Origin of the sequence: Lacrimispora algidixylanolytica (genome assembly GCF_003609635.1) — a bacterium.
Taxonomy (GTDB): Bacteria; Bacillota; Clostridia; order Lachnospirales; family Lachnospiraceae; genus Lacrimispora; species Lacrimispora algidixylanolytica.
Genome location: NZ_MCIA01000012.1, coordinates 61,149 through 77,403, shown reverse-complemented (window position 1 = coordinate 77,403; position 16,255 = coordinate 61,149). Strand labels below are relative to the sequence as shown.

At 42.5% G+C, this 16,255-nt stretch carries 11 protein-coding genes and 1 pseudogene; 8 read left to right on the top strand and 4 right to left on the bottom strand.

Annotated elements, in window-relative coordinates; genetic code table 11:
• From BET01_RS22015 to BET01_RS09155, 4 genes are all read right to left on the bottom strand, one after another.
• A partial coding sequence (locus BET01_RS22015) for a hypothetical protein (protein WP_243117169.1) occupies positions 1 to 693 on the bottom strand: 693 nt, incomplete at its 3' end.
• Positions 694 to 1,952: 1,259 nt separating this feature from the next.
• The gene (locus tag BET01_RS09165; RefSeq protein ID WP_120196498.1) at positions 1,953 to 2,738 is read right to left on the bottom strand and encodes a MerR family transcriptional regulator; all 786 of its coding nucleotides are present in this window, start codon (positions 2,736 to 2,738) and stop codon (positions 1,953 to 1,955) included.
• Between the two features lie 182 nt (positions 2,739 to 2,920).
• A complete protein-coding gene (gene asnB, locus BET01_RS09160) occupies positions 2,921 to 4,768 on the bottom strand; it encodes an asparagine synthase (glutamine-hydrolyzing) (protein ID WP_120196497.1) in 1,848 nt (615 codons plus the stop codon).
• A 27-nt stretch (positions 4,769 to 4,795) separates the two neighbouring features.
• Positions 4,796 to 6,172, bottom strand: a complete 1,377-nt coding sequence (locus BET01_RS09155; RefSeq protein ID WP_120196496.1) for a citrate transporter — start codon at positions 6,170 to 6,172, stop codon at positions 4,796 to 4,798.
• 210 nt (positions 6,173 to 6,382) lie between these two features.
• Here BET01_RS09155 and xylB point away from each other — a divergent pair, with 210 nt between their 5' ends.
• The 8 genes and pseudogenes from xylB to BET01_RS09120 all read left to right on the top strand — a co-directional run bounded on the left by xylB (position 6,383) and on the right by BET01_RS09120 (position 16,045).
• Positions 6,383 to 7,906 carry a xylulokinase gene (gene xylB, locus BET01_RS09150; protein WP_120196495.1) on the top strand — a complete coding sequence of 508 codons (1,524 nt, stop codon included), beginning with the start codon at positions 6,383 to 6,385 and terminating at the stop codon, positions 7,904 to 7,906.
• 32 nt (positions 7,907 to 7,938) lie between these two features.
• Positions 7,939 to 8,592, top strand: coding sequence for a fructose-6-phosphate aldolase (fsa, locus tag BET01_RS09145; RefSeq protein ID WP_120196494.1), 654 nt, complete (start codon positions 7,939 to 7,941; stop codon positions 8,590 to 8,592).
• A gap of 20 nt (positions 8,593 to 8,612) precedes the next feature.
• A complete protein-coding gene (locus BET01_RS09140) occupies positions 8,613 to 9,239 on the top strand; it encodes a DUF4867 family protein (RefSeq protein ID WP_120196493.1) in 627 nt (208 codons plus the stop codon).
• Between the two features lie 72 nt (positions 9,240 to 9,311).
• Positions 9,312 to 10,790, top strand: coding sequence for an L-fucose/L-arabinose isomerase family protein (locus tag BET01_RS09135; protein WP_120196492.1), 1,479 nt, complete (start codon positions 9,312 to 9,314; stop codon positions 10,788 to 10,790).
• 1,492 nt (positions 10,791 to 12,282) lie between these two features.
• Positions 12,283 to 12,549: pseudogene (locus BET01_RS22520) on the top strand (hypothetical protein); the annotation flags it as partial.
• A gap of 336 nt (positions 12,550 to 12,885) precedes the next feature.
• Positions 12,886 to 13,272, top strand: coding sequence for a BclA C-terminal domain-containing protein (locus BET01_RS22515; protein ID WP_408610159.1), 387 nt, complete (start codon positions 12,886 to 12,888; stop codon positions 13,270 to 13,272).
• 331 nt (positions 13,273 to 13,603) lie between these two features.
• Positions 13,604 to 14,926: an MFS transporter gene (locus BET01_RS09125; RefSeq protein ID WP_120196491.1), complete on the top strand. Its 1,323-nt coding sequence runs from the start codon at positions 13,604 to 13,606 to the stop codon at positions 14,924 to 14,926.
• 138 nt (positions 14,927 to 15,064) lie between these two features.
• Positions 15,065 to 16,045, top strand: coding sequence for a DUF4846 domain-containing protein (locus tag BET01_RS09120; RefSeq protein WP_243117168.1), 981 nt, complete (start codon positions 15,065 to 15,067; stop codon positions 16,043 to 16,045).
• The last annotated feature ends 210 nt before the right edge of the window (positions 16,046 to 16,255 follow it).

Here is a 16,255-nt window from a genome sequence, read left to right as displayed (position 1 = left end):
CACCAGTAGGTCCGGTGTCACCAGTAGGTCCGGTGTCACCAGTAGGTCCGGTGTCACCAGTAGGTCCAGTATCGCCAGTAGGTCCAGTATCGCCAGTAGGTCCAGTAGGTCCAGTAGGTCCAGTGTCGCCGGTAGGTCCAGTGTCGCCGGTAGGTCCGGTAGGTCCAGTATCGCCAGTAGGTCCAGTATCGCCAGTAGGTCCAGTAGGTCCAGTGTCGCCGGTAGGTCCAGTGTCGCCGGTAGGTCCAGTGTCGCCGGTAGGTCCAGTGTCGCCGGTAGGTCCAGTAGGTCCAGTATCGCCGGTAGGTCCAGTATCGCCAGTAGGTCCAGTAGGTCCAGTGTCGCCGGTAGGCCCGGTAGGTCCAGTAGGTCCAGTGTCGCCGGTATCGCCGGTAGGCCCGGTAGGTCCAGTGTCGCCGGTATCGCCGGTAGGCCCGGTAGGTCCAGTGTCGCCAGTAGGTCCAGTATCGCCGGTAGGTCCGGTAGGTCCGGTAGGTCCGGTAGGTCCGGTAGGTCCGGTAGGTCCAGTAGGTCCAGTATCACCAGAAGGTCCAGTATCGCCGGTAGGTCCAGTATCGCCGGTAGGTCCGGTGTCGCCAGTAGGTCCGGTGGATCCAGTCGATCCAGTAGGTCCGGTATCGCCAGTAGGCCCAGTAGGCCCAGTAGGCCCAGTTGCGCCAGTAGGTCCTTCATTTACAAAGTCATCCTCGATAATCACAAGAGTGGCTTTTACAGGTAAGTTAGGAGTGTAGAAAACGGTACCTGAACTGGCATTTACCAAGGACAGTGTTACTGGGGCTACCAGAACCTCTATAATACCGACACCTACAACTTCAGTTGTTTTAATTGGTGAATTTCCTTCTAGAAAATCACCTTGTGAGGTGGATACGGCAAAAACCAAACCGATTGAGGAAGAAGAAGACTGACTTGCAACCCACCAATCAATGTAGAATCTACCTGTTTCGTTGATGGTTATGACACCTGTTAAGGGATTGTAACTAATGTTACCAGCGGAATATACCGTGGAATCAAAAAGAACATTGGCACCATTCACAACGGAACCATCTGTAGTACGTTCTATTTGAAGTGCTATATTACTCATAATTAAGAAATATCTCCTTTTTCTTTATTTTACTGAAAGTATATAAATCAAATATTTAGATCTATATATTAAAGTATGCAGGAAATCGAATCCGTTTCTTAATGAGAAGACAATGAGGCAAAAGCAGTGGTTTTTTGTATCAACACAAAAATCACAATCAATGCCGTGCTAAAGCAATTAATAAACTTCTTTAATATTTTTCGCTATATTTTTGAAGAGAGTAAAAAATGAGAATAAGATATGAAAAGAAATTAAGAAAATAGTAACGCTTGTCAGAAATATATAGGTTTAATCATCTGCTTACAAGAAAAGGGGTTAGACAGATATGTAATAAAGGAAGATATTTAGGGACTAAGAACCTGAATCATTGTTCCAAAATCTTCATCATATAGCTTTTTAGAAATGAAATAAGATTGGGAAACATAATTAAAAATATTCTTCTTAGTTTAATATGGCGAGTAATTCCCACCGGTATAACAGCCATTAATTGAATTCCTCATTATCTATCAGGTCTATATCCCGGGGGCTAAATTATTTAAGAGCTCTTAATATATACAAACCATTCCTTGAAAATCTTTTGTCAATTATGTTTAAATAGTCTGTTTCCTTAAAATAAATATTATAGGATTCACACCATAAATATCAAGTAAAAAGATATTTCTATTTGTTTGTCTATTTACAACTTCGAATTTCAGACATCACACCGGAGCCGCCTTGCTTTCTTCATACAAATCGTTCACTTATGATTAATAATAACTTGCTTCATTAATGACTCTGGCAGATAAAAAAGCAAGGCTCTTCGATGCCAATACAGGCTTATTATACTTTCTGATTTTTTAATAAAACCTCCCTATGCATTATGTAATGGCAAGAATAATTCTATATAGTAAATTGATTCCTCTGTTTTTTCATTTGGTTTATGTAAAAATGTATAGCCTGGAAGGTGAAAGCTATAGGCAGTGCCAGTAAGTGAATATCCTTGCTCCCTTGACCAATTAGCTGCTTCATTGATTGCGGAAGAATCCGGAGTGGGTTGAGGGGAGGCAATCATGGTATAAACGCACCGGTTATGCTGAAGCATGGGGAAATTCTCTATTTCTTCATAAAAATCCATGACTGCAGCAGTATGACTTGCAATTACAGAGTATTCTTTGCCTTTTTCCGCAGAATCCTCCTTTATGTGGTATTCCTGAAAACGATAGCATAAGTCAGAAATTCCTTTTTCATAGATAAACCCATTATCTGGAATGATATAATGGCGCCTAAGCGGACGGATATCGTAGTGGTTTAAACAAAGTTCTATATTTTTTGATAGTTGTTTTAAATGGGCCAGATGGACCAAAGATTGCTTGTGCTTTTCAACTTCCTGCTTTTCTTTTGCTATTTTTTCCTGAATGATGGAATGATAGGAGGGAAGAGAACTATGATATAGAATCCGGTCAATGTCTTCTAAGCTGAAATTAAGCCTCCGGTAAAATAAGATGCTTGAAAGCTTATGGATGTCATCATAAGTATAGGCCCGGTATCCGTTTTTTTCTTTTTTTGGTTTAATAATACCCTTTTTTTCATAAAATCGAAGTGCATCCCGACTTATGCCCAAACGGTCTGAAACTTCGCCAATGCTGTAATGTTTCATAAATAACTCCTTAGTTTCAGTCTTATGTTTTTCAAACATATATTAACATAAAACAGGAAATAGGGGTCTTACAGTTTTCTTTCTATGTTTACGAAAATATGACAAAGTTCGTAGGAATTAGATAAAAAAAGAGTAAAAAAGAAGGCGCGGTTCCTTAATTTTAAGGGACCGCACCTTCCTATTTATTCGACTGAAATCTGGTAAGTTTCCAGCCAATGGTTGATTTGAAGGAGATAGGCGAGCATCTGAGGACCAGCCATTAACTGACCATACCATGGTTTTCCGTAATCGGAAGGACTTGTTAAGAACTTTTCCAGAAGTTTCCTATCAATGAACTGCATAACGGGGGCAGAACCAGAAGCCATTTCCTTTACCCGGCTAATGAGCAAAGCTTCGTAATTGGTATCATAGGTCTTGGGATAAGGTGATTTCTTTCGAAACAGAACCTCATCGGGAAGAAGACCTTTACCGGATTCTCTAAGAAGATTTTTTACAACTCCATTTTTTGTCTTCATATCCCACGGGACGTTCCAGACGTATTCAATGATACGATGGTCCGCAAAGGGAACTCTTGCTTCCAAACCTGAATACATGCTGGTTCGATCCATACGGTTTAATAAGGTCTGCATGAACCAGCGGAGGTTTAAGTAGGAGATCTCCCTTCTCCTTGCTTCCATTTTATTATCCTGTGCAAGAGTTGGTGTTTCTGCAATGGATTTTTCGTAAGTTTCTTTTACGTAGTCATCCATCTTTAAATAACTAAGAAATTCGTCATTTAAAATAGCTTTCCGGGGCTTTAAATCCATGGTCCAGGGAAACGCGTGTGCATTGAAACACTCTTCTTTATGAAACCAAGGATAACCTCCAAAAATCTCATCGGCACATTCACCAGTTAGTGTTACTTTATTAAAAGGCTTTACCAAGGAGCAAAAGTGCAAAAGAGAAGAATCAATATCTCCCATGGAAGGCAGATCATGAGCTCTGACAGAATCGTAGAGCCGGTCTGCTTGAGTTACGTTGTCACATTCCAGAAAGTGATGGTCAGAATCTAAGAACTTTACCATTTGATCTACATAGGGGCGGTCCTGAGAAGGCTGGAATTGGCTGGCCTTAAAAAATTGATCGTTATTTACAAAGTCAAAGGAAAAGGTAGCAAGTCTTTTGCCCTGTTTTTTAAGTTCTTGGGAGCAAACGGCTGAAACAAGACTGGAATCCAGCCCCCCGGATAAAAAGGTACAAATAGGCACATCAGATACCATCTGGCGACGTATGGAGTCCCGAACCAAAAAGGAAGTCTTTTCGATGGTTTCTTCATAACTGTCTTCATGTGGGTGGCTTTCAAGCTTCCAATAGCTTTTTAAACGAAAGCCGTCACCAGAGCAAAAGAGGTAGTGTCCTGGAAGAAGTTCTTTCATTCCTTTTAAGATCCCAGAGCCAGGAGTGCGGGCCGGACCAATGGAAAACACCTGATTTAATCCATCTCTATCCAGGACCCTTTCTACGCCTGGATAAGCAAGGATTCCCTTTAATTCCGAGGAGAAAAGGATTTCATCATCCTGAATAGTATAAAAGAGAGGCTTAACTCCAGAGCGATCTCGAAAGAGGCACAATCCTTTTCGGTAAGGGTCTTGTATAGCAAAAGCAAAAATCCCGTTAAGCTGTTTGACGAAATCAGGACCGTATTCCATATATCCGGCGAGAATAACTTCCGTATCGCAGGTGGTGGTAAAGGAATGGCCACGTTTTATCAGGTCATTTCGGAGTTCCTCCGTGTTGTATATTTCACCGTTATATACAATGGCGAAGGTCTTTCCGGCATCTGTTTTCTTCATAGGCTGAATGCCGTTTGCTAGATCAATGATGGATAAACGGGCATGGGAAAGACCACCGTGCTCAAATAGCCAGATTCCAGAATCGTCAGGCCCCCGATGCCTTTGGGCTGCTGACATTTTTTCGAGCACAGTCTCATAATAGGTTCTTTCTTTAAAATAATTTCGGTTTGAATTGTAAAAACCAGCAATTCCACACATAGCAATTCCTCCTTCGAGCTGAATGGGTTATAAAAGAACACAGGCGACCAAAAATGTTGCCAGGAAGCCTATGATGACAGGGAGAAAGTTTTTTCTGGCAAGTTCCAGAGGATTTACGTTACAAATGGCAGCAACAGGAATCAGTCCCCATGGAACAATGGTGCCTCCCCCCACAAAGATTGCAGTGATCTGCCCAAGGGAAGCCAAGATAGGAACGGATGCCCCTACTGCTGTACCAAAGGTATTTGCAAGAGAACCAGTTAATGGTAGACCAGAAAAACCGGATCCGTCTAAGCCAGTAAGACAACCTGCCGCCATCTCTAAGATTGCCGCCATATATTTGTTAAGAGGGGCATTGTGAGCAAGCCAGAGAGCCCAGTCGTTCATGATTCCTCTTTGAAAAGAATCTCCCATAATAGCAGTAATGCCATTTCCTCCTAAAAAGAAAAATGCTCCAATAATAATGACAGGAGCAAAGATGCGTATGGCAAAAAGGAAGCCATCTGTAATATAAAACGTAATTCGTTCCAAAGAATGTACCCCATAACCTAATACAGTACCAATACAAGTGAGTAAGATGGCAGTGCCGGATATCATGCTGGTGGCGACGGAACCTTTCAAATGGAAAACAAGCATGAAAATAATATTGGCCAAAAAGGCAAGTGGGGTTAAAATCGCCATGAATAGAGAGGTGAAATCCCATGGCTCCGGTTCAAACTCATCGACTTCTTGAATAAATACATTCTGGCAGCAAGCACCAATTTCTTTTCTGTTTAAGAAGTATGCAGAGCAGACAGTAACAATACCCATTACCAGAAAAAGAGGACCTCCTTCTATCAAGATATCAGAGGTATCAATGGAGGCGGCGCCTGCTGAGATGGCGGGTGCACCCTGAATAATAAAATCATAGCTTAAGGCAATTCCGTGGCCAAAGAGATTCATGGCCATAGCTGCAAATAGAGGATCAAGCCCGGCCTTTACTGCAAAAGGAAAGGCGATGGCTCCGACCAGGGCAACCGCAGGAGAGGGCCATAGAAAAAGGGAGAATACCAGCATGGTAACCCCCAGGACCCACCAGGTGATGGAAGGTGATTTCATGATTTTTGACATGGGTGACATCATTAGATAGTCGCTTCCCAGTTCCTTTAAGCATTTGGATAGGGCAATGATCAGGGCTATGGTGGCAATAATATCCATAAATTCCTTTGCGGCATAAACAATAGCATTGAAAACGGTTATGATACCGCCAGTGACAGAGCCAAATCCTGCAACCCCCAGAATAAAAAGAAATGCGATGCAGACAAGAAGGGTGTCCTTCCGAAACATCATAACGGCCAGAATTACGATGACGCCCAAAAGATAGAGATAGTGCATTGGTGTAAGCACCAAATAAGGATCAAACATAGAAGACACTCCTGTGAAAAAGATATAGTCTATTCTATGTTGAAAAATTTTCGCGGTACATATTTCATAGATTTGATTTATTTTTAAGGCCATACATTCAGAAAAGAACAAAAGTGCAAGAAAGTGCTATTACTTGGACAAATAAGAGCACGCTTTTTTTCATTAATTATATTATAATCAGGTTATGATACTTTACGAGGAGGTATGTGGATGAATTATCTGATTGGGATTGATGTAGGAACATCTGCCACAAAGACAGTTCTATTTGAAGAGAGCGGAAAAGTGGTAGCTTCCGCATCAAAGGAATACCCTCTTTACCAGCCACAAAACGGCTGGGCAGAGCAAAAACCTGAGGACTGGCGGGATGCAGTTTTAGAAACTCTCTCCCAGGTGGTTTTAAAGTCAGGGGTTTCTAAGGACGATATCAAAGGAATCGGTATATCTGGCCAGATGCATGGGCTTGTTATGCTTGATGAGAACAATGAAGTGTTACGCCCTTCTATCATCTGGTGTGATCAAAGAACTGGTGCAGAAGTGGAAGACATGTTAAAGATTATGACAAGGGAACAATGGATTGAAATTACTGCCAATCCACCTCTTACCGGCTGGACAGCAGCAAAGATTCTCTGGGTAAGAAAGAATGAACCTGATCTTTATAAGAGATGCAAACACATTCTTTTGCCAAAGGATTATATCCGCCTTGTTCTTACTGGAGTATTTGCCACAGAGGTTTCCGATGCCAGCGGTATGCAGTTATTAAATGTTGCAAAAAGGTGCTGGTCAGAGGATGTCCTGCATAAACTTGATATCGACCAGAAGCTTTTGGGGAAAGTTTATGAATCCTGCGAAGTCACAGGAACACTTCTTCCAGAGATTGCAGCTCTAACTGGACTTTCTGAGGAAACAAAGGTAGTTGGTGGAGCAGGAGACAATGCAGCAGCAGCAGTGGGAACTGGTGTAGTAAGAGATGGTACCGCTTTTACCACCATAGGAACCTCAGGCGTCGTGTTCGCCCATAGCAGTCAGGTTACCATAGATCCAAAAGGAAGAGTACATACATGTTGCTGTGCCGTTCCAAATGCATGGCACGTTATGGGGGTTACCCAGGGAGCTGGACTCTCCTTAAAGTGGTTTAAAGATAATTTCTGCCAGGATTACATGGAAGAAGCCGACAAACAGGGCGTTGATGTATACGATTTAATCAACCGCGATGTTGCACAAGTAAAAGCAGGCAGCGACAAGCTCCTTTACTTGCCTTACTTAATGGGAGAGAGAACGCCCCATCTCGATCCAGATTGCAGAGGTGTATTCTTCGGTCTGTCAGCCATTCATACCAAAGCCCATATGCTCAGAGCTGTGATGGAGGGAGTTTCTTATTCTCTTAGTGATTGCAATGACATATTAAAGGAAATGGGAATTGAAGTGGATCAGATGATGGCCTGTGGTGGTGGTGGTAAAAGCCCTATTTGGCGCCAGATGCTTTCCGATATGTATGAATGTGGAGTAAAAACCGTAGAGCAGACGGAAGGGCCAGCTCTTGGCGTGGCCATCTTAGCAGGTGTAGGTTGTGGAATTTATGAAAGTGTAGAATCAGCTTGTGACGCCATGATTTCTGAAGATAAGTCCACAGAGCCGGAGTCAGTCCAGGCAGAACTTTACAAGAATTATCACTCATTGTACAAAAAACTTTATGAAGATTTAAAAGATAGCTATAAAAAGCTGGCATCTTTATAAAGAAATAATAAAACAAACAGGAGGCTAAGGATATGCGTTTTTTTATTGATACAGCAAATGTAGAAGAAATTAGAATGGCTGAGGAAATGGGAATCATCTGTGGAGTAACCACCAACCCCTCCCTCATAGCAAAAGAGGGACGTGATTTTGGTCAGGTAATCGCTGAGATTGCTTCTATCGTAGACGGTCCTATCAGTGGAGAAGTAAAGGCCACTACAGTGGATGCACAGGGAATGATAGCAGAAGGACGAGTAATCGCCGCAATCCATCCGAATATGGTAGTGAAGATACCAATGACCCTTGAGGGCCTAAAGGCAGTAAAGGTGCTGACAGCAGAAGACATTAAGACCAATGTGACGCTTGTATTTTCCGCAGCCCAGGCACTTCTTGCAGCAAGGGCAGGAGCTACTTATGTATCTCCATTCGTTGGACGGCTTGATGATATCTCAATGCCAGGAATCGATTTGATCGCAGATATTATGGAAATCTTTGAAATTCACGGAATTGAGACAGAGATCATTGCAGCTAGTGTAAGAAACCCTATTCATGTAATAGACTGTGCGAAGGCGGGAGCCGACATAGCTACAGTTCCATACAAAGTATTGGAACAGATGACAAAGCACCCACTTACAGATCAGGGAATTGAGAAATTCAAACAAGATTATCTGGCTGTATTCGGAGAATAAAAGGGGAGAGGAAGTATCTTATGGAGTTAGCAGTCAAACCAGTGACAGATGAAGCCTTTCGTGCTTATGGAAAAGTCATTACTGGCTATGAAACAGGTGATTTATTAGAAAAGATGGGCAGCACGCCACTTCCTGATGATGTTACCTATGTTCCGTCGGTGAAGGAACTGGAGGAATTAGCAGTAACTAAGGAATTTGAGAAAAAATTATACGGTCAGATGCCCATTCAGGTTGGCTTCTGTAACGGTCATAACCGTAAGTTAAATGCGGTGGAATACCACAGGGATTCTGAGATTAATATTGCGGTGACGGATCTCATTCTAATCCTGGGAAAGCAGCAGGATATTACTCCGGAATTTACTTATGATTCTAGTCTAATGGAAGCATTTCTCGTACCGGCAGGTACTGTGATTGAAGTTTTTGCAACTACATTGCATTACGCTCCATGCCACGTAGAGGATAGCGGGTTCCGCTGTGTGGTTATTCTTCCAAAGGGAACGAATCAGGAGTTAGAACCTCTGGGAGAGATGGTATACGAAGAAGACCGTCTATTGTTTGCGAAGAACAAATGGCTCATCGGTCATGAGGAAGGCGGACTCCCAGAAGAGGCTTATATTGGTATCACCGGAGAGAACCTTGCCGTTTGATTGAATGAAACGAAAGAAGAAAAAATGAAATTTACTAACTAATATTTTTATGATAATAGGAGGAGTCATGTGATGAATAATATCCCGGAATTAAAAGTAGGTATTGTAGCGGTCAGCAGAGATTGTTTCCCGGAAACTCTATCCGTAAACAGAAGAAAAGCTCTAATTGAGGCTTATGAAGCAAAATATAATGCGGAAAATATTTATGAGTGCCCAGTTTGTATCGTTGAAAGTGAAATTCACATGGTGCAGGCACTTGAAGATGTAAAAAATGCCGGATGTAATGCCTTAGTGGTATACCTTGGTAACTTTGGACCTGAGATTTCTGAAACTCTTCTAGCAAAACATTTTGACGGACCAGTTATGTTTATTGCAGCAGCAGAAGAGAGCGGTGATAATTTAATCCAGGGCCGTGGTGATGCTTACTGCGGAATGTTAAATGCCAGCTATAATTTAAAACTTAGAAATGTTAAAGCTTACATACCTGAATACCCAGTAGGAACAGCAAAGGAATGTGCTGACATGATCGAGGAATTTCTTCCAATTGCAAGATCAGTAATAGGCCTTTCCAGTTTGAAAATCATTAGCTTTGGTCCTCGCCCATTAAACTTCTTGGCATGCAACGCACCCATTAAACAGCTTTATAACTTGGGAGTGGAGATTGAAGAGAACTCGGAACTAGATTTATTTGAAGCATATAATAAACATGCAAATGATCCTAGAATCCCAGATGTAGTTAAAGATATGGAGAAAGAACTGGGAGCAGGAAACCAGAAACCTGATATTCTTCCAAAACTTGCTCAGTATGAGTTGACCCTGCTTGATTGGGTAGAGGCACACAAGGGCTATCGTAAATATGTTGCAATTGCTGGAAAATGCTGGCCTGCATTCCAAACTCAGTTTGGTTTCGTTCCATGTTATGTTAACAGCCGCCTCACTGGTATGGGTATCCCGGTATCTTGTGAAGTAGATATCTACGGAGCACTTAGTGAGTTCATCGGTACCTGTGTCAGCCTGGATGCCGTTACCCTTCTTGATATTAATAATACAGTTCCAGCTGATATGTATGTTGATGATATCAAAGGAAAACATAATTATACTCATCAGGATACCTTTATGGGATTCCACTGCGGAAATACTTGCTCAAGAAAGTTGTCTGCCTGCTCTATGAAGTATCAGATGATTATGGCAAGAACCCTTCCAGAAGAGGTTACTCAGGGAACATTAGAAGGAGATATAGCTCCTGGCGATATCACATTCTTCCGTTTACAGAGTACTGCAGATAATTTACTTCGTGCTTATGTTGCTCAGGGCGAAGTTCTTCCGGTTGCCACCCGTTCCTTCGGTTCTATTGGGGTATTTGCCATTCCGGAAATGGGTAGATTTTACCGTCATGTGCTTATTGAAAAGAACTTCCCACATCATGGAGCAGTTGCCTTTGGTCACTATGGCAAAGCAATTTTTGAAGTATTTAAATATCTTGGTGTAGAGGAAATTGGATTTAACCAGCCAAAAGGAATGCTTTACGAATCAGAGAATCCATTTAATTAAGAACATAAATTATAATTAATTCCATGAAAGATCAGCTGCCTGTAATATTTAATACAGGTGGCTGATCTTTTGTTTTAAATTAAAATATTTGGGATTTTATCGAATTTATTTGGTTGTTTATTTACTTTTTCATAGAAAAAGAATATTAAGCGATAATATTAGAATTAAATAATGAGTATAGTTGTTGATATGTATTTACACTTAAAATTATAAAAATATATTAAAAAATATTATTTTCTAATGTGATTTTCTAATTCTTTCTTTCAATTTTTATTTTTGTTTGATTTGAATTATTTGTTTCATTTGAATTATTTGTTTCGGATAGAGAGCGTTGAAGAAACTTTTCCTCTATAAAACAATTTTATCAGTTGGGCAAGCGTAATAATTGAAGTGCGTAATTAATATGTCGAATTAATCTTAATGTTGACATAGTTCCCAAAGTTTAAATCCATTCATAAAATATCTATAAGCATAGTTCTTTTATTAGAGCTTGCTATTAAAATTATAGAATGGAGGGTTAAAAATGGCGAATAGTGCACTTCAAATAGAGCTAAATACAGCTACGACTGTTGCCTCTGGTGCCAATGTACTTTTTGAAACCGTGGTCTATTCGGCAGGAGGAATACTCTATAACCCAGCCACTGGCGTAATCACGTTTACAGAGGCTGGTAGGTTTGTAATCGATTGGTGGCTTGCCACACAATCATCTCAATCCACAAATGGAGCATCTTTTGCTTTGTCCTCTTCCCAGGGAGATTTTCTGGAAGGGAATTCTCCGATAAAAACTGGCGAAGTTTACGGTATTGGAATTGTAGAAGTTACAACAGCTCCAGTTACCCTATCACTAGTAAACATTAGTACTGCAACAATTTTCTTCTCATTAATTGTTCCGTTAAAAGGGACTTTGGTCATTGTAGAAGACGATCCTAATACCACCGGTCCAACGGGAGCTACAGGTCCGACGGGAGCCACCGGTCCAACGGGAGATACAGGTCCGACGGGAGCCACCGGTCCAACGGGAGCTACAGGTCCGACGGGAGCCACCGGTCCAACGGGAGCTACAGGTCCGACGGGAGCCACCGGTCCAACGGGAGCTACTGGTCCGACGGGAGCCACTGGCCCAACCGGATTAACAGGTCCAACAGGAGATACTGGGCCAACTGGTTTAACTGGCCCAACCGGTCCAACGGGAGATACTGGCCCAACCGGCCCAACGGGAGATACTGGCCCAACCGGTCCAACGGGAGATACTGGTCCAACGGGTCCAACGGGAGCCACCGGCCCAACCGGCCCAACGGGAGATACCGGCCCAACCGGCCCAACCGGCCCAACGGGAGCCACCGGTCCAACGGGAGATACCGGCCCAACAGGCCCAACGGGAGATACTGGCCCAACGGGTCCAACGGGGGCTACCGGCCCAACCGGCCCAACGGGAGATACTGGCCCAACGGGTCCAACGGGAGCCACCGGCGCAACAGGCCCAACGGGAGATACTGGCCCAACGGGTCCAACGGGAGCCACCGGCCCAACCGGCCCAACGGGAGATACTGGCCCAACCGGCCCAACGGGAGCCACCGGCCCAACCGGCCCAACGGGAGATACAGGCCCAACAGGCCCAACAGGCCCAACGGGAGATACTGGTCCAACTGGCCCAACGGGAGCCACCGGCCCAACGGGTCCGACAGGAGCCACTGGCCCAACCGGCCCAACGGGAGCTACCGGCCCAACGGGTCCAACGGGAGCCACCGGCCCAACGGGTCCAACGGGAGATACAGGCCCAACGGGTCCGACAGGAGCCACCGGCCCGACCGGCCCAACGGGAGCCACTGGCCCAACGGGTCCGACAGGAGCCACCGGCCCAACCGGTCCGACGGGAGATACTGGCCCAACCGGTCCAACAGGAGCCACTGGCCCAACCGGCCCAACAGGAGCCACTGGTCCAACGGGTCCAACCGGAGATACTGGCCCTACCGGTCCAACCGGAGATACTGGTCCAACCGGTCCGACAGGGCCAACTGGTGCGGCAGGAGTCGCCGGCTTGTTAGGTCCGACAGGAGCTACAGGAGCCACCGGTCCAGTAGTTACTAGTGATAGTATGTCGGCAGCCAACACGACTGCAACAGTTATTGCAGTAGTATTGGGAGGTACCGCAGTTCCACTGCCAGATAATCAAAACCTTAATACGTTTACCGTAGATGGTACAGATACTGTATTTACGGTACCAACAACTGGAGAATATTTGATTAGTTATGCAGTAGCTACAACAGTAGCGCTATTAGTATCTTCACGGATATTACAAAATGGCGCTCCTATAACTGCTTCTGTAATTACACCTACAGTTGCTGAAAATATGTTAACTACAACATTTATTGTTCCTTTAACTGCAGGTGATACACTTACCCTACAGTTGTTTGGACTACTTGGTGCTGCAACTCTTCTTGGAGGCTCTAGCACTTTTATGACAGTTGTTCGAGTTATTTAATCATCTTACTTTGGTTCAAATCCCCCTCCCATCTTATGGGAGGGGGCAATATTAAATTTTTATAGATAAGGGATAAACATTCACTATATATGGGAAGGCGAACTTTGCAATAACAGGAAAGAGATGTTATAATAGAAAGGTATTTAGATACGAGAATGTAAAGAGAGGAATATGTATGAATCTACTTCCTAAGATGATTTTAATGAGTGCATTTCTCTGTACAAGGTCTGATCAATGGACGAGGCTTGTACAGAATGGATTGATTTAAACTTATCTCGTCCGCATTGGATCTTGTACTTATAAGACGAAACACTTATAAGGAGAGAGAACAATGGAAAAAAACAAACATTATATCATTTTTTGGCTGGGACAATCAGTGTCGCAGCTTGGTAGTGCTATGACAGCATTTGCTCTAACTATTTGGGCCTATCAAAGAACACAGTCTGCCATGACAGTTTCACTTATGACATTTTGTTCCTACGTCCCATACATACTTGTCAGCATTTTTGTAGGCGGTTTCATAGATAGGCATTCTAAAAAAATGATTCTTATAATTTCTGATTCTGTAGCAGCCTTATTGACGGTTGGAGTATTCATTCAACTAACCCAAAACAATCTGTCTATAGAACAAATTTACGTGGTAAATGCAATCATTGGTTTTGCTAATGCGTTTCAATCTCCTGCAGCCTCAGTGGTTACAGGAACACTTATACCAGACGGTCAGTATAAAAAAGCAAGTGGATTACAGTCCTTTTCAAGTAATCTCACGATGGTTGTGTCTCCAATGTTGGCTGGCATGATTACAGGTTTTGCAGGACTTCCCTTTGTTTTGGTTGCTGACTTATTGTCGTTTTTGTTTTGTATCGTAACACTGGTTCCGATTAAAACAGAGCCTCTGATATCCGTTGATGGGGTCAAGAAAAATAATAATAAAAAATCTGGCAATCTAAAGGATAGCATTTTATTTTTTAAAAATGAAAAAGGGCTATTATATATTATGCTAAGCTTAGCTATCATAAATTTCTTTTCCAGACTTACCTATGAGAATATTCTATCACCCATGATTCTAAGCAGAAGTGGAAATGATATCAAAGCACTTTCTGTAGTAAGCGGAGTTTTGGGCGCAGGAGGTATTATCGGAGGTATCATGGTTTTAGGCGGGAGAGGAAAATCAAACCCTTTAAAGCTTCTATATGTCTCAGCAGGAGTATCCTTCCTGTTTGGGGATCTTACGATGGGAGTAGGGCAGAATCTTTCCGTATGGCTTTTGGCAGGCATTGCAGCAAGTGTCCCTATTCCATTTGTAATGGCAGGCCAGACCATGATTTTATACAAATTTATCCCTCAAAACATGCAAGGAAGTATCTTTGCACTGCGCAATGCCATTCATTCTTCCACCATTCCCTTAGGAATATTATTAGGAGGCTATTTGGCTGATTATGTATTTGAACCACTTATGGGATCGGATCATCTCTTAGCAGATTTATTAAAAAATGTGGTGGGGAGCGGAGCTGGAAGCGGAATGGCAGTGATGTTTTTGTGTACTGGCATCTTGGGATCGATTTCCTGTATTGTTGGATATAAAAATAATCATATCAGGAGATTAGCAGATCGACTGGGAGAATATGAAGAGATGGGCAGCGATACTTTGTAAGCATATTGTATTTGATTTGTTTTCGCGTAGTTAATGTTAAATATTCGTTATATTTACTGGTAATCCCATTTGTAACATGTTACAATTGCAGAAATAAGCAAGGGTAAAATGGAAATTGTAATGGGGGGCTGGCTAAATATGAAACGATATTTATATGTTATAATGTTATTTGCATTCATATGCGTTTCAATTGTATTTCAAAATAAATACTTTCATAAGCAAAAGGCACTCATTCTGGAAACTGAGCAGACCCCTTTTACCGTATTAACTAGTTCGGATGATACTAAGGTTTCGTTATCAAATCGTGAGATAACGGAGCCTGATCAGGCAGTCAATGGACAACCGGTACAAAGGTCTCTAATTTATTCAACCGGCATTACGCTGGAAGAACGATTTAATACTCCTTCTGGTTATCAAAGACTGGACAAACCTGTGGGAAGTCTTCAGGGATATCTCAGGAAGTATGAATTGAAACCGGATAAAAGCCCAGTGCTTTTATATGATGGAGGTAAGAAAAGGAACCAAGAAGCTCACGCTGCGGTTTTCTCTATGCCCTTAGTAAAAGGAGACTTGCAGCAGTGTGCGGACAGCGTAATGCGTATGTATGGAGAATATTTATGGTCTGCAGGCGCATATGATTCAATCGCTTTTCATTTAACCAATGGATTTTTAATGGATTATTCCTCTTGGAAAGATGGAAAGCGTTTGAATGTGGAAGGTAACAAGGTCTCGTGGGAGAAGCGGGAGGCCTTTGATGATTCCAATGAAAGTTTTTTAACGTATCTAAGGCAGGTAATGATTTATGCAGGGACCATTTCACTTGAAAAAGAGTGCAGCAGTGTTGAGCTAAATCGGATATTATCTGGCGATTTGCTGATCCGAGGCGGTAGTCCGGGACACTGCGTAATGGTAGTAGATGTTGCGGAGGATGCTTTGGGAAACCGTTGCTTTCTTCTCGCCCAGGGATATATGCCAGCACAAGAATTTCAGGTGCTTAAAAATCCCCTTCATAAGGATGATCCATGGTATTACGTTTCAGAAATAAAAGATTCCATCAATACACCAGAGTTTGAATTTAATGTGGGTAATTTAAAACGGTGGAAAGCGTTTATACAATAGTGGTATGGTTGTTAAAGATCATTCAATGAAGCAGTATTTTAGTTTTAAAATAGCTGATGGCAGGTTGATTAATAGAATGAGATAAATCGGGATTTGTAGAAGAGAAGCCAAAGGAATTGGTTTTACTTAAAGCTATCATAGTTTAGATAGAATAGAAATAATGCGTAGAGAGTGCATTTCATGAAAATGAATGGACGCTTTCTACGCATT